Here is a 21537-nt window from a genome sequence, read left to right on the forward strand (position 1 = left end):
GCTCACGCCGCCTGCGAGCGCCGTTCCGCCACCGCCGCCAGTTCGCGGATGCCGGGCTCGATGTGCTGCAGGGCGATGGAGGAGATGCCGAGCCGCATGAAGGGCGAGGGCCGCTCCGGCCCGTCGAAGAAGCGCGCACCCGGCTCCACCAGCACGCCGCGCGCCCGCGCATGGCGGGCCAGCGCGGTGGTGTCGGTGCCCGCCGGTCCCTTCAGCCACACCGATATGCCGCCGGGAACGTCGGCCGCCTGCCAGCCGGGCATGTGGCGGCGCACGGCGGCCAGCAGTTCGCGCCGCCGTTCCTCGAAGGCCGCCGACAGCCGACGCACCAGCGCATCGTGATGGCCGAGCGACAGAAATAGCGCCACCGCGCGCTGGTTGTTGGCGGGAGGGTGGCGCAGCATGAAGCGGCGCAAGGCCCTGAGCTCGGCCACCAGCTCCGCCGGGGCGACGATGTAGCCGAGGCGCAGGCCGGGTGCCAGCGTCTTCGACATGGAGCCGACATAGATGACGCGGCCCGTGTGATCGAGTCCCTTCAGGGCTTCCTGGGGCGTTTCCTCGGCAAGCTGGCTGTCGTAATCGTCCTCGATGACGATCCAGTCGTTTCTCTCCGCCCGTGCAAGCAGCGCCTCGCGGCGGGCGCGGCTGAGCGGCACCATGGACGGGCAGTGGTGGCTGGGCGTGACGAACACGAAATCGGACTCCGGCGGCACGCCGGCGACGTCCAGCCCGTCGCCATCCACGGGCACCGGCAGGATGTCGGCGCCGGCAAGCCGGAAGATGGAGCGCGCATCGGCAAAGCCGGGATTTTCCATGGCCACCCGCGCGCCGCGGCGCATCAGCAGCGTGGCCAGCATGTAGAGCGCGTGCTGGGCGCCAAGCGTGATGATGATCTCGTCAGGGTTTGCGAAGATGCCGCGCCGCGGGAGCAGGCGCGCCTGGATCTGCTCGATGAGCAGCGGGTCGTCGCGGTCCACCATGTCCGCCGCCCAGTTGCGGATTTCGAGCACCGCCAGCGCCATGCGGTTGCACTCGCGCCACTCGGCGGTGGGAAAGAGAGCCGGATCGAACTGGCCATAGACGAAGGGATAGGCCGCCTGCATCCAGTTCTCGTTCTTGGGCGCGTCCGGCATGTCGCTCGCCGCCACCTGGCGGCGCGCCTTCCAGTCCACCTGCGCCGCCGGGCGCGCCTCCTTGAGGGGGGCGGGCGGGGGTGCCGCCAGGACCTCCGGGTTCACGAAATGGCCCCGCCGTTCGCGGGCGATCAGGAAGCCCTGGTCGACAAGCTGCTGGAAGGCCAGCACCACCGTGCCGCGCGCCACGCCCAGCTTTTCCGCCAGGACGCGGCAGGAGGGCAGCGGCATGGACGGCGCGATCTGCCGGTCGAGAATCGCCGAGACGATCGCCTGGCGGATCTGCGCCTGCAGGGTCTGGCTCGAATCGGGGGATATCTTGAAAAGGCCCGCCCAAAGGGCATCGTCGTTTCTGGTCGGCATGGCTTCCTCTCCGGCCGCGGAGCCTAACCCCATGGCCACCGCGCCGCAACCCTGGACTAAGCTGTTGCGCCACCGGCGCGGCGCCGGCATTGCCGCTTCACATTTGACCCCGCGCGACCTAATGTCCGCGCCGCAAGCCAAGGAGTAGCATCGACATGAGCGCCTACGAGACCGCACTCGCCGCGCTTGAGCGGCATCGTCAGGAGAATCGGGATTTCGATCTGCGCGCCGCCTTTGCCGGCGATCCGCAGCGCTTCTCGCGCTTCTCGCTGAGGCTCGACGACCTGCTCCTCGACTATTCCAAATGCGCCGTCGGCGAGGAGACGCTGCGGCTTCTCGCCCGGGCTGCCGAGGCGGTCGGCCTTGCCGAGCAGCGGGAGGCGATGTTCTCCGGCGCGCGCATCAACACCACCGAAAACAGGGCGGTCCTTCACACCGCGCTGCGCAACAGCGCCGGCCCCGTCCTCGTCGACGGCAGGGACGTCATGGCCGATGTCGAGGCCGTGCTTGCCGCCATGAGCGCGTTTGCCGAGGGCGTGCGCTCCGGCGCGCTCAAGGGGGCGACGGGCAAGCCGTTCACCGACGTCGTCAACATCGGCATCGGGGGCTCGGATCTCGGCCCGGTGATGGCGACGCTGGCGCTTGCGCCCTATCACGACGGGCCGCGCCTGCATTATGTTTCCAACATCGACGGCGCGCACATCGCCGACACGCTGAAAGGGCTCGACCCGCAGACCACCCTGTTCATCGTTGCCTCCAAGACCTTCACCACGGTGGAGACCATGACGAATGCCGGCACGGCGCGCGCCTGGGTGGCGCAGGCGCTGGGCCAGGATGCCGTGGGCGCCCATTTCGCCGCTGTTTCCACGGCGCTCGACAAGGTGGCCGCCTTCGGCATCGAGCAGGCGCGCGTCTTCGGGTTCTGGGACTGGGTGGGTGGCCGCTACTCCCTCTGGTCGGCCATCGGCCTGCCGATCATGATTGCCGTCGGGCCGCAGAATTTCCGCCGGATGCTGGCCGGAGCGGAGGCGATGGACCGGCATTTCCGCAGCGCCCCAATGCTTGAGAACATGCCGGTGCTGCTCGGCCTCATCGGCTTCTGGCACCGCGCGATCTGCGGCTATCCCTCGCGCGCGGTCATTCCCTACGACCAGCGGCTCCTGCGCCTGCCTGCCTATCTTCAGCAGCTCGACATGGAGTCGAACGGCAAACGTGTGACGCTCGACGGCGAGCCGGTCTCCATGCCCACCGGGCCTCTCGTCTGGGGCGAGCCGGGCACCAACGGCCAGCACGCCTTCTTCCAGCTTCTGCACCAGGGCACGGACATCATCCCCGTGGAGTTCATCCTGGCGGCGGAGGGGCACGAGCCGGCGCTCCGGCACCATCACGAACTTCTGGCCGCCAATTGCCTCGCCCAGTCGGAGGCCCTGATGAAGGGGCGCACGCTGGAGGAGGCAAAGGCCCAGCTTCGCGCCAGGGGCCTGGACGAGCTGCAGGCGGCTGCACTGGCGCCGCATCGCGTCTTCCCCGGAAACCGTCCGTCGCTCACCATCCTCTATCGTCGGCTCGATCCGTTTTCCCTCGGCCGGCTGATCGCGCTCTACGAGCATCGCGTCTTCGTGGAGGCAGCGCTTTTCCGCATCAACGCCTTCGACCAGTGGGGCGTGGAACTCGGCAAGGAGCTGGCAACCGAGCTCCTGCCCGTTGTCGAGGGAAAGAAGGACGCCGCCGGCCGCGACAGCTCGACAGCGGGGCTGGTGGCGCATCTGGCGGCGCTGCGCGGCTGACGCGGCGTCAATCCAGCGTGCGCCGGAAGCGCAGCAGCGCAAGCGCCGCATAGAGGAGAACGAAGGCGGCAAGCACCGCCGTCTCGAACGCCACATCCGCCGGGCCGGCGCCCTTCAGCATGACGGCGCGGATGATGCGCAGGAAATGGGTGAGCGGAAAGATCTCGCCCAGCCATTGCGCCCACAGCGGCATGCCGCGGAAGGGAAACATGAAGCCCGACAGCAGAAGCGAGGGCAGGAAGAAGAAGAAGGTGAGCTGCATGGCCTGCATCTGCGTATCGGCCACTGTGGAGATGGTATAGCCGAGCAGGACCAGCGCCAGAACGAACACGAGCACCGCCGACAGGAGCAGCCAGGCGTTCCCCACGAAGGGAATGCCGAACAGCAGCCCGGCGGCGCCCAGCACCACCGCCACCTGCACCGCGCCGACAGCCAGATAGGGCAGAACCTTGCCCAGCATGATCTCCAGCGGGCTCGCCGGCATCGCAAGCAGGTTCTCCATCGTGCCGCGCTCGCGTTCGCGGGTCAGCGCGATGGAGGTCATCATCACCATGGTCATCTGCAGGATGACGCCGAGCAACCCCGGCACGATGTTGTGTTGCGTAAGGCTTTCGGGGTTGTAGCGGCGATGGATCACGATCTCGAGCCCGCCCTGCGGCGCGCCGGACGCCGCCACGATGCCGCGCTCGCGCTGCAACGCCCGGTCTGCCACCGTGGCGAGCGTGGAGATGGCACCGCTGGCCGCGGCGGGGTCGGTGGCATCGGCCTCGATGAGGATCTGCGCCGTCTCGCCCCTGTCCACCTTTCGGGCGAAATCGGAGGGGATGGTGACGACGAAGACGACGTCGCCGCGCGCCATCAGCGCTTCGGCCTCGGCCGCGCTCTCCACCACGTGGTCGAACCGATAGTAGCCCGTAAGCTCCAGCGCGGAGACCACCGCGCGGGTGTAGTGGTCGTTGCCGGTGGCCACCAGCGCGGCAGGAAGGTTCTTCGGATCGTTGTTGATGGCATAGCCGAACAGCACGAGCTGCATCAGCGGCACGCCCAGCATCATTGCGAAGGTGACGCGGTCGCGCCGCATCTGGATGAACTCCTTGACGAGCAGCGCGGCAAGCCGGCCAAGAGAGAAAAAGCCAGTCATGACATGTTGTCCGTGGCGCTGCCCATGAACTGGATGAAGACATCCTCCAGGCTGGTCTCGCCGCGGCTGACCGCAACGCCGGGCCGGCGGCCGATCTCGGCCAGGGTCGCGGCCAGTGCCTTCGCGTCGCTGCCCACCACGTGCAGGGTCGTGCCGAAGGGGGCCACCTGCTCGACGCCCGGCAGACCGGCCATCTCCCTGGCCAGCCGCTCCAGCTCCGGCCCCTCCACCACGAAGGTGGAAAGCCCTGCCGCGCGCACCACCTCGTCCACCGTGCCGGTGGCGAGCATGCGCCCGTAGGAGATGTAGCAGATGCGATGGCAGCGCTCGGCCTCGTCCATGTAGTGGGTGGAGACCAGCACGGTGAGCCCGTCCGCCGCCAGCCGGTGGATCTCGTCCCAGAAGTCGCGCCGTGCCTTGGGGTCCACCCCTGCCGTCGGCTCGTCGAGCAGCAGCAGCTTCGGCTTGTGCATGATGCAGGCGGCCAGCGCCAGCCGCTGCTTCCAGCCGCCCGACAGCGTGCCGGCAAGCTGGTTGCGGCGCGTGGCAAGCCCCAGCTCTTCGAGCGTGCGCTCCACATGCGCGCGCACCGGTCTCAAACGGTAGAGCCGGGCAACGAAGGCAAGGTTCTCGGCGATCGTCAGATCCTCGTAGAAGGAAAAGCGCTGTGTCATGTAGCCGACTTCGCGCTTGATCCTGAGCTGGTCGGCAATCAGGTCGTGGCCGAGCACCTGTCCATGGCCGCCATCGGCCGTCAGGAGCCCGCACATGAGGCGGATGGTCGTCGTCTTGCCGGAGCCGTTGGGGCCCAGAAAGCCGACGATCTCACCCGTATCCACCGTCATGGACACATGGTCGACGACAGTCCTGCCGCCGAAGCGCTTGACGAGATCGTGGACGTCGATGGCATGCATTGTCCGGTTCCCTTCCGGTGAACGAGTGGCCTTGCCCGTCCCGGGCCTCGGTTTCGCGCCGCCCGCAGGCGCTTACCGTTCGCTAGTCGCCATTCGCCAACCTCACATCGACGATCTGCCCTGGCTGCAGCCTTCGCGCGGCGTCTCCCACGGGCTGCGCCTCGACCAGGAAGACGAGCTTCTGCCGGGTCTCCAGCGAGTAGATCACCGGCGGCGTGAACTCGGGATCCGGCGCGATGTAGGAGATGCGGGCCGTCAGCCCCTCGGGGCAGCCGTCGCAGAAGACGGAGAGCGGCGTCCCCACCGCAAGGCTGGAGAAGGCGGCCTCCGGCACATAGAGCTTCAGCTTCACCGCCCCGTCCGGCAGCATGGAGATGACGGGGGCCGAGGGGCCGGCAAGGTCTCCGGGATTGCGCACGATATCGTCGATGCGGCCGGCGGCCGGCGCCTTGAGGGTGCGTTCGGACAGCCGCCAGCGGGCCTCGCGCAGCGCGGCCAGCGCCTGCTCGCGCCGCTTCTGCGCTGCCTCGATCTGCTGGGCGCGCGCCGGCAGGCGGGCCACCGCAAGGCTTGCCCGGGCTTCCCCCAGCCGCGCCTGGGCGAGCTGCATGGTGGTGCGCGCCCGGTCGAGCTCGGCCTGCGTGGCGATGCCACGGCCGAAGAGGTCGCGCGTGCGCGTCAGCACGCGTTCGGCCTCGGCGGCCTCCGCCTCGGCCGAGGCATGGGCCGCCTCGAGGACGGCGATCTCCTCCGGCCGCTTTCCCTTCTGCAGGTCGGCGAGCTGAGCTTCCGCCTCGGCCAGCGCCGCCTCGGCGCGGGAAACGGCGATCTCGACATCGCTTTGCTCCATGAGCGCCACGGTCTCGCCTTTCTCCACCCGCGCCCCGCGCGGCTTGAGAACGGCCTGCACCTGGCTCACCTCGATGGGCGCCAGAAGCACGTATTCCCCCTCCACATAACCCACGGCAAGGGGAGTTGGGGCAACGCAGGCGGAAAAAAGATAGCCGGCAAATGGAATGGCGCAAAGCAGGCTCATGGCTCGTCGCGCCCCCGCGCTTCCAGAATGGCGGCAAGATTGCTGCCCGCCACCTCCATCACGGATTGGGCCTCCCGCATGCCGATCTGGCTCCAGCCCATGCGCCGGAGCACCGCTGCGCGGCCGATGCGGAAATAGATCACCTGTCCGATCAGCGTGAACACGGTGATCTTGGTTCGCTCGCTCTCGGCGGGCTCGCCGGTGGCTGCCTCCCACAGGATGCACAGTCGTTTGTGCGCGGGCTCGAAGATGCCTGCATAGATGGTGTCGAGTGCGGCGCTGGGGTGGGTGAGCTCGCGCAGAAGGAACTGCACGATCTCGCCGGCCTCCGGCCGCTGCACGATGAAGCCCGCCATCGCCTGCAACGTCTGGCCGAGCATGGCGCGCGCTTCCCTTGGGGGCATGGCGGCCTGTGGCGCCTTCACGTCGCCCAGCGCGCTTTCCAGCACCTCCGAGATGAGGGCCACGATATGGTCCGCGCAGGCGGCATAGAGGCCCTCCTTGCCGCCGAAATGGTAGGCGATGGAGCCGATATTGGCATTCGCGGCCGCGGCGATGTCGCGCGTCGAAGCCGCCTCGAAGCCCCGCTCGCCAAACAGTTTCAGCCCGGCGCGCAGCAGCGCTGCGCGCGTGTGCTCGGCACCGGAGAGCCTGCGTGTCGTCTCGTTCATGTGGCGGTCCCGTTGTTTGTATGCATGATTTAATCAATCGTTTGATTAATGTCAAGCGAAACCCGACGAACCTCTTGCGCAGTCCGACGGGAGGCGCTTCTATGTCCCGCGAGAGGTGCACATGGCCACGGAAGTCGAGCGGAAGTTCCTGGTTGCAAGCGAAGCCTGGCGGCGCGAGGCGGAGGAGGTTCACACCATCCGCCAGTTCTATCTCATGAGCGCGCCGGACCGCACGCTGCGCGTGCGCCTGAAAGGCGGCCATGCCAGGCTGACGCTGAAGTTCGGTGGCCATCAGCGCGTGCGCGAGGAGTTCGAGTTTCCCGTGCCCTTCGAGGAGGCCCGCAAGATGGAAGCGTTCGCTCTGGGCAATGTCATCGAGAAGGAGCGGCATCTGGTCCGCCATCGCGGCCGCCTCTACGAGGTGGACGTGTTCGGCGGCGCGCTTTCCGGCCTGGTGATCGCCGAGCTGGAGACGGCCGAGACGATGGCAGATGAGGATCTGCCGGCCTGGCTCGGCCCGGAGGTCACGGGCAGGCCGGCCTACTACAACGCTTCCCTGGCGCTCAACGGCCTGCCGGAGCGCGCGGCATGAGCTACTGCTTCGACCCGGCACTTCCTGTCGATGCGGAGGTGCGGCGGATCGCCGGGGAGGAGATCGCGGCCATCCTCACCCTGCTCGAGCAGGCGCCGGAAGGGCGGCAACGCTCTCTGCACGGCGCACGCAAGCGGCTGAAGCGGCTGCGTGGGCTTCTCAAGCTGGTGCGCGAGGGCGATGCGGCCTTCTGCGAGCGGGAGAACCAGCGCTTCCGCGACATCGCGCGCAGCCTCTCCGCCGTGCGCGACGCCGATGCGCTGGTGGAGACGCTGGAGCGCTTTTCCGCCACCGCCGATGCCGCGGCGGCCCCGGCGCTTGCCGTCATTCGCGATCATCTGGAGCGCCGGCGCCAGCGCATCGTGCGCGAGCACGCCGAGCGCGACGCCGTGCCGGCCGCGCTCGCCGCGCTGCGCGAGGCGCAGGCCGCGTTGGAGGCGCTCCGGTTGCCGAGCGGGCGCGCCGAAGGCGCCCGCCTCCTGGCGCGCGGCGCCCGCGCCATGGTGAGCAAGGCGCGCAAGGCGCTCAAGACGGCCAGGAAAGGCGGACGGGCGGAGGATTTTCACGAGCTGCGCAAGGCGCTGAAATATCACTGGATGCATCTCAATCTTCTGGGCCACATGTGGCCCGGGCGCACCAAGGCCGACCGTCGCCGGGCCGATCAGCTTGCCGAGAAGCTGGGCGAGCTCAACGATATCAGCGCCATGTATGACGTTCTCGCGCGGGAAGAGGCGGAGATCGGGGCGCCGGAGGCGGTGCGCACCTTCCGCAAGCTGCTCGCCGCGCGCGAGAAGACGCTGCGCAAGTCCTGCCTGCGCCAGGCTGCCGTTCTGCTGGATGGCGAGAAGAAGAAGCTGCGTGCCAGGATCGAGCGCGAGATGCGCAAGGCCGCCTAGCCGCCACAAAATTGTGGCCGATGGCCGGCCGCGGTATGCCCCCCGCCGCGGCGGCGCTAGTATGGCCGCCACAGGCAAGTTCGTGGAGCAAGACACATGCAGGGCGTGACCGTCGTCGATCATCCGCTTGTCCAGCACAAGCTCACCATCATGCGCGACAAGGAGACCTCCACCGCCAGCTTTCGCCGGCTGCTGCGGGAGATTTCGCTGCTTTTGTGCTACGAGGTGACGCGCGATCTCGAGCTGACGACGCGCACCATCGAGACGCCGCTGACGCGCATGGAAGCGCCGACGCTGGAGGGCAAGAAGCTGGTCTTCGCCTCTGTACTGCGCGCCGGCAACGGGTTGCTGGACGGCATGCTGGACCTTGTGCCGGCGGCGCGTGTGGCGCATGTCGGGCTTTACCGCGACCACGAGACGCTGCAGGCGGTGGAGTATTTCTTCAAGGCGCCGAGCAATCTGGAGGACCGCCTTGTCATCGTTGTCGATCCCATGCTCGCCACCGCCAATTCCGCCGTGGCGGCGGTCGACAAGCTGAAGTCCCGCGGCGCCACGAACCTGCGCTTTCTCTGCCTTTTGGCGGCACCCGAGGGCATCGAGCGTTTCCGCGCCGCGCATCCCGACGTGCCGGTCTTCACCGCCTCCATCGACGAACGGCTCAACGAGCTGGGCTACATCGTGCCGGGCCTCGGAGATGCGGGCGACCGCATGTATGGCACCAAGTAGCTTTACCCGGCGCTAACCACGTCGCCATCGCCGCGCGCTCCCTTAAGCCGCTGGTGAAGGTGCGCTGGCATCCTGCATTTCCGAAACCCGGAGAATGCCGATGCTGCGCAACTTCATTCTTCTCGGTGTGATGGCAGGCACCTTCGCCGCGATTCCGGCCGTCCTTCAGGGCAATCCGCAGGCGGTCGAGGCGGTTCTGCGCCGCCTGCTCGCGCAAGAGCCGCCCCGTCCGACGGCGGCTGTCGTCCCGACGTCCCGGCGCGGCCAGGCGCTTGCCGGCCGCAAGGTGCGCATTGCCGCCGACAGCCGTGGCCACTACGCGGCGGAGTTCCGGTTCAACGGGCGGAACATCCGCGCGATGGTGGACACCGGCGCCACCCTCGTTGCCGTCAACGAGTCGACGGCGCGGCGCATCGGGTTGAAGCTTTCGCGTTCGGATTTCCGCCACCGGGTGAACACGGCGAACGGCCCGGCGCCGGCGGCCGTCGCCACCATCGACGATCTGCGGATCGACCGCATCCTCGTGAGAGAGGTGCAGGCCGTGGTGCTGAAAGACGATGCGCTGGCCGGCACGCTGGTGGGCATGAGCTTTCTCAACCGCCTGTCGCGCTTCGGGGTGGAAGACGGCATGCTGCTCCTTGAGCAGTAGGCGTCAGCCCTCGGCCGTCACCTTGCGCAGCACCGTCGGCCGGCGGCGCGGCCGCTTTTCGGCCAGCGTGAAGGCGCTGCGCGCGGTGGCCGCCGCCCGCTCGGCCTCGCCCGCCGTGCGCGCATGGACCGTGGCAAGCGCCTCTCCCCGGCGCACGGCGCTGCCCACCGGCAGAATGGCCTCAAGTCCCACCGCGTGGTCGATGGCGTCTTCCGGCGTGCGCCGTCCGCCGCCCAGCTCCACCACGGCAATGCCGAGCCGGCGCGTATCGACGCGTGCCACGAACCCGTCATGCTCGGCCGTGACCGTCGCCCGTTCGGGCGCGCGCGGCAGATATCTGCGGGCGTTTTCAACGAAATCGGCAGGACCGCCCAGCGCCGCCACCATCTGGCCGAAGCGCTCTGCCGCGCGGCCGTCTTCGAGCGCCCGGCGGGCGCGCTCATGCGCCTCGTGGGTGGAGCCGGCAATGCCGGCTGCAAGCAGCATCTCTACCGCCAGCGCCATCACCACCTCCTCCAGCCGCCGGTCGCGCCGCGCGCCGGTCAGGAAGTCGACAGCGTTCACAACCTCCACGGCGTTGCCGGCACAGCTTGCCAGCGGTTCGTTCATGTCGGTGATCAGCGCGCGCGAGGAGAGCCCGGCCCCCTCGGCGACCGCAACCAGGCTTTCGGCCAGACGCCGCGCCTCGCGCTGGCCGGCCATGAAGGCGCCATTGCCGCATTTCACGTCGAGCACCAGCGACTGCAGCCCCGCCGCCAACTTCTTGGAGAGGATGGAGGCGGTAATGAGCGGGATGGACTCCACCGTGCCCGTCACGTCGCGCACGGCATAGAAGCGGCGGTCGGCCGGCGCCAGATCCGCCGTCTGGCCGATGATGGCGCAACCGGCAGCGCGCACCGCTCTGGCAAAGGTCTCCCGCTCCGGCTGGCTGGCATAGCCGGGGATGGAATCCATCTTGTCGAGCGTGCCGCCCGTGTGCCCCAGGCCACGCCCGGAGATCATCGGCACATAGGCTCCGCAGGCGGCGACCAGCGGCGCCAGCATGAGCGAGACATTGTCGCCCACCCCGCCGGTCGAATGCTTGTCGGTGACGGGGCCGGGCAGCGACGACCAGTCCAGCACCTCGCCGGAGTCGCGCATGGCAAGCGTCAGCGCCACCGTTTCCTCGCGGCTCATGCCCTTCAGGAAGATGGCCATGGCGAGCGCGGCCACCTGCCCTTCGCTCCAGCCGCCCGTCGCAAGGCCGGCGGCGAACTCGGCGATCTCCTCGCCGGTCAGCGCCTCGCCGTCTCGCTTTCTGCGGATGATCTCCTGTGCCAGCGCCATGGTCAGCGTCCCGCCGCGCCGTCACGCAGGAAGCGGTCGAGGATTTTCGCAAGCTCGCCGCCGCCGCGCGGTGCGACATCCTTGGTCTCCTCATGCGACAGCTCGCCCGCCGCCATGCCGGCGGCCAGATTGGTAATTACGGAGCATGCCGCCACCCTGAGCCCCAGGAAACGCGCCAGGATGACCTCGGGCACGGTCGACATGCCCACCGCATCCGCCCCCAGCGTGCGCGCCATGCGGATTTCGGCCGGCGTCTCGAAGCTCGGGCCGGAAAACCACATGTAGATACCTTTATGGAGCCTGACGCCGGCCTCGGCCGCTGCCGCTTCGAGCGCGTCGCGCAGCCCCCTGTCATAGGCTTCGCTGAGGCCGACGAAGCGGCGATCGGTGCTCTCGCCGATCAGCGGGTTGGTGCCGGAGAAATTGATGTGATCCTCGATCAGCATCACCGAGCCCGGCGGCATGTCGGTTCTGAGAGAGCCTGCGGCATTGGTGAGAATGAGCGTGTCGACGCCGATGCCGGCCAGAACCTCCAGCGCCGGGCGCATGGCGGCGGGGTTGCCGTGCTCGTAGTAGTGGGTGCGTCCCGCCAGCACCACCACGGGCTGGCCCGAAAGATGGCCGGCGACCAGCGCCCCGGCGTGCCCGCTCACGCCGCTGTGCGGAAAGCCGGGCAGCTCGCCATAGGGAATGCGCACCGCATCCGTCACCTGCTCTACCAGGCTGCCGAGGCCGGAGCCCAGCACCAGCGCCAGCCGCGGCGCCAGCCCGTTGAGCCGCTCCGTCAGAAGGTCCACCGCCTGTTTCATCGTCCCTCCTCGAAATCGAAGGCACGCGGGAAGATCGAGTCGAAGGGCACCGTCTCCACCACGCCGTCGAGATCGCACAGATGCAGCTTCGCATCGGGTGCCACGAACTCCGCCAGCCGCTGGCGGCAGCCGCCGCAGGGCATGATCCGCGGCATCTTCTCCGCCACCACGGCAATTTCCGTCACCCTGCCGCCGCCGGCCATCACCATGTGGGCAAGCGCCGTCGTCTCCGCGCACCAGCCCTCCGGGTAGGAGGCGTTCTCGATGTTGCAGCCGGCATGCACGGCGCCTTCCGCCGTGCGCAGCGCTGCCCCCACCGGAAAGCGCGAATAGGGGGCATGGGCCTTCTTCATGGCTGCGAGGGCGGCCTGGTGGAGATCCTTGGTCATGGGGTTCAGCACTCGTTGCGTGGTGGATGATCGACGGTGCGCGGAGGGGGCGCCTTTCCCTGCGCTTCCCTTCGCCCGCCCTGCCGTGCCCCGCTCCCGCCCACGCTTTACCGTTCCTTCACATAGGGCACGCCGCCGGCGCGCGGCGGCACCGCCCTGCCGATGAAGCCGGCGAGCAGCACCACGGTCAGGATGTAGGGCAGGGCCTGCATGAACTGCACCGGCACCTGCCCGACGAGCGGCAGCGGTGTGCCCTGGATGCGGATCGAGAAGGCATCGAGAAAGCCGAACAGCAGGCAGGCGAACATCACCGGCACCGGCCGCCACTTGGCGAAGATGAGCGCGGCAAGCGCGATGAAGCCGCGGCCCGCCGTCATGTCCTTGACGAACCCCGCATTCTGCGCCAGCGCCAGATAGGTGCCCCCGAAGCCGGTCAGCACGCCGGTGCAGATGACGGCCCGGTAGCGCAGCCAGGCGACCGAGATGCCGGCGGTGTCCACCGCCGCCGGGTTCTCGCCCACCGCCCGCAGCCTCAGTCCGAAGCGCGTGCGGAACAGCACCCACCAGGTGAACGGCACCAGCAGGAAGGCGACATAGGCAAGCAGCGAGTGGCCCGACAGGAGGTCGGAATAGAGCGGCCCGAGGATCGGCACGCCGCTCAGCGCGTCCGCGAAGGGCAGTTCCACGGCGCCGAAACGGTCCTCGGCGCCGACCAACGGTGTGCGGCCGCCCTGCCGGAACCAGGCCTGGCCCAGAATGATGGTGGAGCCGGCGGCGATGAAGTTGATCGCCACGCCCGAGACGATCTGGTTGCCCCGGTGGGTGATGGAGGCAAAGCCGTGCACCAGCGCCAGGAAGATGGAGACGGTCACCGCCGCGGCAAGCCCTGCCCAGGCCGAGCCCGCCACCGCGGCGGCCGCCCCGGCGGCGAAGGCGCCGGCCAGCATCTTGCCTTCCAGCCCGATGTCGAAGACGCCCGAGCGCTCCGAGTAAAGACCGGCCAGCGCGGCGAAGAGCAGCGGCACGGAGAGCCGCACGGTGGAATCGAGAAGCTGGATGAACGTGTTGAGCAGTTCCATCACGCGCGCTCCCCCCGGCTCGCCTCGATCCCGACGGAGCGCGGGCTGAAGCTCGCGAACACCGATTGCAGGGTGGGCCGGAACATGTGTTCGAGCGCGCCGGCAAACAGGATGACAAGGCCCTGGATGATGACGATCATGTCGCGCGAAATCCCCGGCATCTCGAAGGCAAGCTCCGCCCCGCCCTGGTAGAGCATGCCGAACAGGATGGCCGCCGGCACGATGCCGGCCGGGTGCGAGCGGCCCATCAGCGCCACGGCGATGCCAACGAAGCCGGCACCCGTCACGAAGTCGATCTGCAGGCGGTTCTGGTCGCCCATCACCGGGTTGAGCGCCATCATGCCGGCCAGCGCGCCCGAGATCAGCATGGTGACGATGATGATGCGCACCTCGTTGACCCCGGCATAGCGCGCCGCCCTGGGGCTGTGCCCGCGCATGCGGATCTCGTAGCCGAGACGCGTGCGCCAGATCAGCACCCACACCAGGAAGGCGGCGAGGAGCGCCAGAAGGAAGGAGATGTTGAAGGGCGCCGAGCGCACGGTCAGGCCCATCGCCTCCAGCATCCAGTTGAGCTTGGGCAATTGCCCGCCTTCCAGAAAAGTGCGGGTCTGCGGCGCCTGGCTGCCCGCCGGCTTCAGCACATTGACCAGGAGATAGACCATCAGGCTGGCGGCGATGAAGTTGAACATGATCGTGGTGATCACGATGTGGGAGCCGCGCCTGGCCTGGAAATAGGCGGGGATGAAGGCCCAGGCCGCGCCGAAGGCGGCAGCCCCCAGAATGGCGAGCGGGAAGGTGAGCCACCAGGGAAGAAGGCTGTCGAATGTCAGGCACACCAGCGCCACGCCCAGCCCGCCCACATAGGCCTGCCCCTCGCCGCCGATGTTGAACAGGCTGCAGTGGAAGGCCACGGCAACGGCCAGCCCCGTGAAGATGAAGCTCGTCGCATAGTAGAGCGTGTAGGCGATGGCCTGACCGCGCCCGACCGCCCCCTCGACCAGGATGACGGCCGCGCGCAGCGGATTCTCGCCGACGAGCAGCACGACGAGGCCGGCCACCAGAAAGGCCACGAAAAGGTTGATGAGCGGGATGAGACCGTAATCCGCCCAAGCGGGCAGCTTCGCATAGGGTGCGCTCACTGGGCGGCCTCCTTTTCCTCTTCCACGCCCGCCATCAGCAGGCCCAGCTCGCCCTCCGTCGCTTCGGGGCTGCGTTCGCCGACGATGCGGCCGGCGAACATGACGAGAATCCGGTCGGAAAGCGAGCGGATCTCGTCGAGCTCGACGGAGACGAGAAGAACCGCCTTGCCCTGGTCGCGCATGTCGATCAGTCGCTTGTGAATGAACTCGATGGCGCCCACGTCCACGCCGCGCGTCGGCTGGCCAACGATCAGCACCTTGGGGTCCTGCTCCATCTCGCGCGCCAGCACGATCTTCTGCTGGTTGCCGCCGGAGAAATTGGCGGTCTTGAGGCGCGTGTCGGGCGGGCGGATGTCGTATTTCTCGATCTTGTCCTGCGCATCGCGGCGGATGGCCTCGATGTCGAGGAAGGGTCCCTTCAGATAGCGCTCCTGCCAGTGGTAGCCCAGGATGGCGTTCTCGTTTTCCTCGAAGGGCAGGACGAGCCCCATGTTGTGCCGATCTTCCGGCACATGCGCCATGCCGCGGCGGCGCAGATCGGCGGGATCCGCTCGCCCGGTCAGCTCCACGGGCTCTCCATCCAGCGTCACGCTGCCCGAGACGGCCCTGCGAATGCCTGTGATGGCCTCCAGAAGCTCGCTCTGCCCGTTGCCCGCGACCCCGGCAATGCCGACGATTTCGCCGGCGCGCACGTCGAAGGAAACGTCGTCGACCATCTTCACGCCGCGCGAGTCCTCCACCGTCAGGTTCCTCACCGAGAGCATGAAATCGCCGGGCCGGGCGGGGCCCTTCTCCACGCGCAGGAGCACGCGCCGGCCCACCATCAGTTCGGCCAGTTCCTCCACCGTCGTCTCCTCCGTCCGCCGCGTGGCCACGAGCGCGCCCTGGCGCATGACGGAGACATTGTCCGTGACGGCCATGATCTCGCGCAGCTTGTGCGTGATCAGCACGATGGTCTTTCCCTCATCCTTGAGCTGGCGCAGGATGCGGAACAGGTGGTCGGCCTCCGACGGCGTGAGCACGCCGGTCGGCTCGTCGAGAATCAGGATCTCGGCGCCCCGGAAGAGGGCCTTCAGGATCTCCACGCGCTGCTGCAGGCCCACGGGCAGGTCCTCGATCACCGCGTCGGGGTCGACCTCCAGCCCGTAGTCACGCTCCAGCCGCTCCAGCTCCGCCCGCGCCTTGGCGACGGAGGTCTTGAGCAGCGGCTCGCCTTCCGCGCCGAGGATGATGTTCTCCAGCACGGTGAAATTGTGCACCAGCATGAAATGCTGGTGCACCATGCCGATGCCGCGGGCAATCGCGTCGCTGGAAGAGAGGATCGCCGCCCGCTCGCCATTGACGAAGATCTCGCCGCGGTCGGCCTGGTAGAAGCCATAGAGGATCGACATCAGCGTCGATTTGCCAGCACCGTTTTCGCCGATGATGCCGTGAATGGTGCCGCGCGCGATCTTCAGGTCGATGTCACGGTTGGCGCGCACGGCCCCGAAGCTCTTGCTGATGCCCTTGAGTTCGATTGCAGCTTCCGCCATCGGCGCCCCGCTGTTCCCCATTTTTTATCTTTTGGTCAAATCTGGTAGCACGCAGCCGCCCGCCTGCCAACCGGCGGCAGCGTACACTCGACAAAGGGCGGTGGAATTGTCAATTCTCAAAAGGCGAAGGCGAAAGGAAAAACCATGGACGAGACGCGGCTGGAGAGGCTCGAAATCCTCGCCGCCGAGCAGGAGCGGACCATCGAGGAGATGTCGGCCCAGCTTGCCGAGCAGTGGCGCGAGATCGAGCGGCTGCGCGGCAGGCTCGACCTTCTGACGCGCCGCTTCCAGGCATTGGAGGAGCAGGCGATTCCATCGGCGCCGGTGACCAAGCCGCCGCACTGGTAGGCGCGGGATCGCACCCCACCCGCGGACTCGATCGCATCCAAGAACGAAAAAGGCCCCGCGGTCTCAACACGCGGGGCCTTCAGGAATGCGTGCAAGGTGGGAGGGGCTTAGTCGCCCTTCTCCTCCTGCTTCTTCAGCGCGGCGCCCAGAATGTCGCCCAGCGAAGCGCCGGAGTCTGTGGAGCCGTACTGGGCCACCGCTTCCTTCTCCTCGGCGATCTCCAGCGCCTTGATGGAGACGCTGATCTTGCGCGTCTTCTTGTCGAACTGGGTGACGCGGGCGTCCACCTTCTGGCCGATGGCAAAGCGCTCGGGGCGCTGCTCGGCACGGTCGCGCGAAAGGTCGGAGCGCTTGATGAAGGTGTCCAGATCGTGCTCGACCAGGCGCACGTCGATGCCGGCATCCTTCACGCCCGTCACTTCGCAGGTCACCACCGCGCCCTTGCGCAGGCCGCCGGCGGCCACCGCCTCGCCGACCGCATCGCGGCCGAGCTGCTTGATGCCGAGGGAGATGCGCTCCTTCTCGATGTCGACGTCGAGAACCTGCGCCTTCACCACGTCGCCGCGGTTGTACTCCTCGATCACCTGCTCGCCGGGACGCGTCCAGTCGAGGTCGGAGAGGTGCACCATGCCGTCGACGTCGCCGTCGAGGCCGATGAACAGGCCGAACTCGGTCTTGTTCTTGACCTCGCCTTCCACCACCGAGCCCACCGGATGGTTGCGGGCGAACGCCTCCCACGGGTTCTCCAGCGTCTGCTTGAGACCGAGCGAGATGCGGCGCTTGACCGGATCGACCTCGAGGACGACCACCTCGACCTCCTGCGTGGTCGACAGGATCTTGCCGGGATGCACGTTCTTCTTGGTCCAGCTCATCTCGGAGACGTGGATGAGGCCCTCGATGCCCGGCTCCAGCTCCACGAAGGCGCCGTAGTCGGTGATGTTGGTCACGCGGCCGGTCACCTTCTTGCCGAGCGGGTACTTGCCGCCGATGCCGTCCCACGGGTCGGCCTCGAGCTGCTTCATGCCCAGCGAGATGCGGTGCGTCTCCTGGTTGATACGGATGATCTGCACCTTCACCGTCTGGCCGATGTTCAGGATCTCGGTCGGATGGTTGACACGGCGCCACGCCATGTCGGTGACGTGCAGCAGGCCGTCGATGCCGCCGAGGTCGACGAACGCACCGTAGTCGGTGATGTTCTTGACCATGCCCTCGACCACCTGGCCTTCCTCGAGGTTCTGCACGATCTCCGAGCGCTGCTCGGCGCGGCTCTCCTCGAGCACGGTGCGGCGCGAGACGACGATGTTGCCGCGCCGCTTGTCCATCTTCAGGATCTCGAAGGGCTGCGGCGTGTGCATGAGCGGGCTGACATCGCGGATCGGGCGGATGTCCACCTGGCTGCGCGGCAGGAAGGCCACGGCACCATCCAGGTCGACGGTGAAGCCGCCCTTGACCTGGTTGAAGATGACGCCTTCGACGCGCTCGCCCTTGTTGAACTTCTCTTCCAGCTTGATCCAGCTTTCCTCGCGGCGCGCCTTTTCGCGCGACAGCATGGCCTCGCCCAGCGCGTTCTCGACGCGCTCGATATAGACCTCGACCTCGTCGCCGACACTGAGCTGGCCGTCCTTGGCCTTGGCGCCGAACTCCTTGAGCGGCACTCGGCCTTCGACCTTCAGCCCGACATCGATGATGGCCATGTCCTTTTCGATCGCCGTGACGACCCCCTTGACGACGGAGCCCTCGGCGACGTCGCGCTCGGAAAAGGATTCTTCGAGAAGGCTCGCGAAATCATCGCGAGACGGATTGAGTTGTGACATTGATGCTCCTGAAAACACCCCTTTTGGGGGCGCAAGCGCCGGCGGTTCGTGTTGCGTTGGGCCTGCCGTGCATCCGGGCTTTCCAGCCCTCGGCCGCGGTCGCGGCAATTCCGGCGCAAGGGAGATGCGGGCAGACCGGCTCACCAAATGCCGAAAAGCGCCCTGCGCCTCCCTGCGGGAGCCGTCAGCGCCTTCCGTCTGCGTTTCTTCCGGCAAGCGCCGCGTCGATCAGCGCGACAGCCGCCTGAAACGCGGTCTCTATATCCATTTCGCTCGTGTCGAGCAAGTGCGCATCGTCGGCCGGCCTCAGGGGGCTGTCCGCGCGCGACATGTCGCGCACGTCGCGCCGCTCCACATCGGCGAGCACCGCCGCGTAATCCACCTCGCCGCCGCCCGAGAGAATCTCCTTCCACCGGCGTTCGGCGCGCACCTGCGGGCTCGCCGTCACATAGAGCTTCACATCCGCGTTCGGGCAGACCACGGTGCCGATGTCGCGCCCGTCGAGCACGGCGCCCGGCGGGGAGGCGGCGAACGCCCGCTGCTTTTCCACGAGGGCGCGGCGCACCTCGGGCATCACCGCGATCTTCGAGGCGGCTTCGCCCACGGCGTGGGCGGCGAGCGCCTGGCGGTCCAGCGCCCCGAGATCGACCGCGCGCGCCGCCGCTTCCGCCTCCTGCGCGTTGTCGAGCGGCAGGCCGGCATCGAGCAGCGCCCTGGCCACGGCGCGATAGGTCAGGCCGGTGTCCAGATGGTTCAGCCCGTAGCGGGCGGCAAGACGGCGCGCCAGCGTGCCCTTGCCCGAGGCCGCCGGCCCGTCGATGGCGATGATGAGGCTCTCCCGCCTCATGCCGTCTGCGCCGTCTCGATGCGGGCGCCCAGCCCCTGCATCAGCGCCATGAACTCGGGGAAGCTGGTGGCGATCATGGTCTCGTCGTCAACCGTCACCGGCCGTTCCGCGGCCAGCCCCATGACGAGGAAGCTCATGGCGATGCGGTGGTCAAGATGCGTGGCGACGGTGCCGCCGCCGAGCCCCTTGCCTTCCGGGCGTCCGCGCACGGCAAGGAAGTCCCGTCCCTCGGTGCAGTCCACCCCGTTCGCCTTCAGCCCGGCGGCAACGGCGGCCAGGCGGTCCGACTCCTTCACCCGCAGTTCCTCCAGCCCCTCCATCAGCGTCTCGCCCTCCGCGAAGCTGGCGGCCACGGCCAGCACCGGATATTCGTCGATCATGAAGGGCGCGCGCCTGGCCGGCACCGTCACGCCCTTGAGCGGCGAGGCGCGCACGCGCAGGTCGGCCACCGTCTCGCCGCCGGCGCTGCGGCGGTCCAGCGGCTCGATGTCGGCGCCCATCTCCTGCAGCGTGAGGATGAGGCCGGTGCGCGTCGGGTTCATGAGCACGTTCTCGATCACGATGTCGGAGCCCGGCACGATGAGCGCCGCAACCAGCGGAAAGGCGGCGGACGAGGGATCGCCCGGCACGTCGATGTCCCGGCCCTCCAGCCGGCCCTGTCCTTCGAGCCGGATGTGGCGCACGCCATCGCTGTCGGTCTCCACCTCCAGGGCCGCGCCGAAGCCGGCCAGCATCTTCTCCGTGTGGTCGCGCGTCATCACCGGCTCCACCACGGTGGTGACGCCCGGCACGTTGAGCCCGGCAAGCAGCACCGCCGATTTCACCTGGGCGGAGGGCATCGGCACGCGATAGCTGATGGGCGCGGCATGGGCCGGCCCGCGCAGCGTGACCGGCAGCCGGTCGCCCTCCCTGGCGTCCACCACCTGGACCCCCATCTGGCGCAGCGGATCGAGCACGCGCCCCATGGGCCGGCGCGACAGCGAGGTATCGCCGGTAAAGCGCACCGTCATGTCATAGGTGCCGGCAAGCCCCATGGTCAGCCGCACCCCGGTGCCGGCATTGCCGAAGTCGAGCGGGCCTTCCGGCTCCAGCAGGCAGCCATTGCCCGTGCCGTGGATGATCCATGCAGGCCCCTGGCGCTCGATTCGGGCGCCCATCGCCTTCATGGCCTCGCCGGTGCGCAGCACGTCCTCGCCTTCCAGAAGGCCGGTGATCCGTGTCCGGCCGGCGGCCAGCCCGCCGAGCATGAATGCGCGATGGGAGATCGACTTGTCGCCCGGCACGCGGCATCGGCCGGACAGGGCCTCGGACTTGTGGCTGGTGGCGGGGCGGGGCGGCATGTCGTGGCTCATGGGCATATCTCTTGCAGGAAGCGGGCCGGGGGTGCCTCTAGCACGGGCCGCCCCTCCGGTCATCCCCCGTCGCGCGGCCACTGCGGCGCCATGGAGCCCTTTTCGCGCGGCCTTTCAATAGGCTTTGACAGGCGTGCGATCTGTGGTTATGGGGACCGGAATTTTCGCAGACAACCGCTCCCCGCCGCGCCCCGCCCGAGGGAGCCGGTTTCGGGCGGCAACTCCTCGGGGGAGCTGCCGGCCCTGTATTCGAGACTAATGAGGCAAGACGGTGGCTAAACCCGAACTCGGCACCAAACGCATCTGCCCGGAGACGGGCCGAAAGTTCTACGATCTGAACAAGGATCCGATCGTTTCGCCCTATACGGGCCAGTCCTACCCGCGCAGTTTCTTCGAATCCGACAGCGAGCCCATCGTCGACGAGGAAGAGGACGTCGAGGACAAGGAGCTTGGCGAAGAGGGGCCGGAGCTGGTCTCGCTGGAGGAGGCCGACGAGGAAAGCAAGGGCGCCGAGCCCGACCTGCCGGATATCGACGACGATGACGTCGACCTTGGCGACGATGCCGACGACACCTTCCTGGAGGAGGAGGACGACGAGGACGACGACGTCAAGGACATCATCGGCGTCGGCGGTGACGACGAGGAACAATAGGCTTGCGGCAGCTTGCCCACAGGCCGCGCATCCGACGCGAAACTGGGGCTTGATTCTGCGGCGCGGCGGGTTTAGAAGCCGCCAACACGATTGATCGGCGACAAGCCGAAGACCTCTTCGCCGGAGACGGCGCCGGCCCTCGAAGGCCGGGGTGTGGGGCCATAGCTCAGTTGGGAGAGCGCTTGAATGGCATTCAAGAGGTCAGGGGTTCGACTCCCCTTGGCTCCACCATTCTTCTCGTAAGTTATTAATTCTCTTACCATCTGAGGGATTTCAGGCACTTACATCCTGCCGATTGGCCACACATGTGGTATACACGGAGGCATGGAACGGGTGTCTGAT

The 21537-nt window shown here is 68.0% G+C and carries 21 protein-coding genes and 1 tRNA gene; 8 read left to right on the forward strand and 14 right to left on the reverse strand.

Translation table 11 applies throughout. The annotated features are described in order from the left end of the window. Positions 1-2: 2 nt before the first annotated feature. Entirely contained in the window at positions 3-1496 is a 1494-nt protein-coding gene (pdxR, locus tag NYR58_RS07860) for a MocR-like pyridoxine biosynthesis transcription factor PdxR (protein WP_261519937.1), read from the reverse strand. A gap of 149 nt (positions 1497-1645) precedes the next feature. On the opposite strand from pdxR, the gene pgi reads away from it, so the two are divergent. Further along, positions 1646-3283, forward strand: coding sequence for a glucose-6-phosphate isomerase (gene pgi / locus NYR58_RS07865; RefSeq protein WP_378074775.1), 1638 nt, complete (start codon positions 1646-1648; stop codon positions 3281-3283). A gap of 7 nt (positions 3284-3290) precedes the next feature. Here pgi and NYR58_RS07870 read toward each other — a convergent pair whose 3' ends face one another. The 4 genes from NYR58_RS07870 to NYR58_RS07885 all read right to left on the reverse strand — a co-directional run bounded on the left by NYR58_RS07870 (position 3291) and on the right by NYR58_RS07885 (position 7045). Then, positions 3291-4424 carry an ABC transporter permease gene (locus NYR58_RS07870; RefSeq protein ID WP_261519939.1) on the reverse strand — a complete coding sequence of 378 codons (1134 nt, stop codon included), beginning with the start codon at positions 4422-4424 and terminating at the stop codon, positions 3291-3293. Continuing rightward, on the reverse strand, positions 4421-5338 hold the full coding sequence (locus NYR58_RS07875) for an ABC transporter ATP-binding protein (protein WP_261519940.1): 918 nt from the start codon (positions 5336-5338) through the stop codon (positions 4421-4423). Before NYR58_RS07875 ends, NYR58_RS07870 begins: the two co-directional genes overlap by 4 nt. A gap of 82 nt (positions 5339-5420) precedes the next feature. Continuing rightward, positions 5421-6374 carry an HlyD family secretion protein gene (locus NYR58_RS07880; protein ID WP_261519941.1) on the reverse strand — a complete coding sequence of 318 codons (954 nt, stop codon included), beginning with the start codon at positions 6372-6374 and terminating at the stop codon, positions 5421-5423. Beyond that, positions 6371-7045 carry a CerR family C-terminal domain-containing protein gene (locus NYR58_RS07885; protein ID WP_261519942.1) on the reverse strand — a complete coding sequence of 225 codons (675 nt, stop codon included), beginning with the start codon at positions 7043-7045 and terminating at the stop codon, positions 6371-6373. The genes NYR58_RS07880 and NYR58_RS07885 overlap by 4 nt, the downstream gene beginning before the upstream one ends. 121 nt (positions 7046-7166) lie before the next feature. Here NYR58_RS07885 and NYR58_RS07890 point away from each other — a divergent pair, with 121 nt between their 5' ends. From NYR58_RS07890 to NYR58_RS07905, 4 genes are all read left to right on the forward strand, one after another. Continuing rightward, entirely contained in the window at positions 7167-7637 is a 471-nt protein-coding gene (locus NYR58_RS07890) for a CYTH domain-containing protein (RefSeq protein WP_261519943.1), read from the forward strand. After that, complete coding sequence (locus NYR58_RS07895) at positions 7634-8533, forward strand: CHAD domain-containing protein (protein WP_261519944.1); 900 nt, start codon at positions 7634-7636, stop codon at positions 8531-8533. The genes NYR58_RS07890 and NYR58_RS07895 overlap by 4 nt, the downstream gene beginning before the upstream one ends. A 96-nt stretch (positions 8534-8629) precedes the next feature. Further along, positions 8630-9259: a uracil phosphoribosyltransferase gene (upp, locus tag NYR58_RS07900; RefSeq protein ID WP_261519945.1), complete on the forward strand. Its 630-nt coding sequence runs from the start codon at positions 8630-8632 to the stop codon at positions 9257-9259. Positions 9260-9359: 100 nt separating this feature from the next. Next, complete coding sequence (locus tag NYR58_RS07905) at positions 9360-9908, forward strand: TIGR02281 family clan AA aspartic protease (RefSeq protein WP_261519946.1); 549 nt, start codon at positions 9360-9362, stop codon at positions 9906-9908. Between the two features lie 3 nt (positions 9909-9911). On the opposite strand, the gene deoA is transcribed toward NYR58_RS07905, so the two are convergent. The 6 genes from deoA to NYR58_RS07935 all read right to left on the reverse strand — a co-directional run bounded on the left by deoA (position 9912) and on the right by NYR58_RS07935 (position 16182). Then, the gene (gene deoA / locus NYR58_RS07910; RefSeq protein ID WP_261519947.1) at positions 9912-11234 is read right to left on the reverse strand and encodes a thymidine phosphorylase; all 1323 of its coding nucleotides are present in this window, start codon (positions 11232-11234) and stop codon (positions 9912-9914) included. A 2-nt stretch (positions 11235-11236) separates the two neighbouring features. Then, on the reverse strand, positions 11237-12043 hold the full coding sequence (locus tag NYR58_RS07915; RefSeq protein WP_261519948.1) for a purine-nucleoside phosphorylase: 807 nt from the start codon (positions 12041-12043) through the stop codon (positions 11237-11239). Continuing rightward, positions 12040-12444, reverse strand: coding sequence for a cytidine deaminase (locus tag NYR58_RS07920; RefSeq protein WP_261519949.1), 405 nt, complete (start codon positions 12442-12444; stop codon positions 12040-12042). Before NYR58_RS07920 ends, NYR58_RS07915 begins: the two co-directional genes overlap by 4 nt. Positions 12445-12539: 95 nt before the next feature. Continuing rightward, complete coding sequence (locus tag NYR58_RS07925; protein WP_261519950.1) at positions 12540-13511, reverse strand: ABC transporter permease; 972 nt, start codon at positions 13509-13511, stop codon at positions 12540-12542. Further along, entirely contained in the window at positions 13511-14650 is a 1140-nt protein-coding gene (locus NYR58_RS07930) for an ABC transporter permease (protein WP_261519951.1), read from the reverse strand. Before NYR58_RS07930 ends, NYR58_RS07925 begins: the two co-directional genes overlap by 1 nt. Next, complete coding sequence (locus NYR58_RS07935) at positions 14647-16182, reverse strand: ABC transporter ATP-binding protein (protein ID WP_261519952.1); 1536 nt, start codon at positions 16180-16182, stop codon at positions 14647-14649. The genes NYR58_RS07930 and NYR58_RS07935 overlap by 4 nt, the downstream gene beginning before the upstream one ends. A gap of 144 nt (positions 16183-16326) precedes the next feature. Between NYR58_RS07935 and NYR58_RS07940 the strand changes: the two genes are divergently transcribed. Next, positions 16327-16530, forward strand: a complete 204-nt coding sequence (locus tag NYR58_RS07940; protein WP_261519953.1) for a SlyX family protein — start codon at positions 16327-16329, stop codon at positions 16528-16530. A 107-nt stretch (positions 16531-16637) separates the two neighbouring features. Here NYR58_RS07940 and rpsA read toward each other — a convergent pair whose 3' ends face one another. The 3 genes from rpsA to aroA all read right to left on the reverse strand — a co-directional run bounded on the left by rpsA (position 16638) and on the right by aroA (position 20543). After that, positions 16638-18344, reverse strand: a complete 1707-nt coding sequence (gene rpsA / locus NYR58_RS07945; RefSeq protein ID WP_261519954.1) for a 30S ribosomal protein S1 — start codon at positions 18342-18344, stop codon at positions 16638-16640. 184 nt (positions 18345-18528) lie between these two features. Further along, on the reverse strand, positions 18529-19191 hold the full coding sequence (gene cmk, locus NYR58_RS07950) for a (d)CMP kinase (RefSeq protein WP_261519955.1): 663 nt from the start codon (positions 19189-19191) through the stop codon (positions 18529-18531). Then, entirely contained in the window at positions 19188-20543 is a 1356-nt protein-coding gene (gene aroA, locus NYR58_RS07955; protein ID WP_261519956.1) for a 3-phosphoshikimate 1-carboxyvinyltransferase, read from the reverse strand. The genes cmk and aroA overlap by 4 nt, the downstream gene beginning before the upstream one ends. 271 nt (positions 20544-20814) lie before the next feature. On the opposite strand from aroA, the gene NYR58_RS07960 reads away from it, so the two are divergent. Both NYR58_RS07960 and NYR58_RS07965 read left to right on the forward strand, forming a co-directional pair. Then, the gene (locus tag NYR58_RS07960; RefSeq protein WP_261519957.1) at positions 20815-21195 is read left to right on the forward strand and encodes a TIGR02300 family protein; all 381 of its coding nucleotides are present in this window, start codon (positions 20815-20817) and stop codon (positions 21193-21195) included. Between the two features lie 155 nt (positions 21196-21350). Continuing rightward, positions 21351-21426, forward strand: a tRNA-Ala gene (locus NYR58_RS07965). Positions 21427-21537: the final 111 nt, after the last annotated feature.

Source organism: Chelativorans intermedius, assembly GCF_025398255.1.
Taxonomy (GTDB): domain Bacteria; phylum Pseudomonadota; class Alphaproteobacteria; order Rhizobiales; family Rhizobiaceae; genus Chelativorans; species Chelativorans intermedius.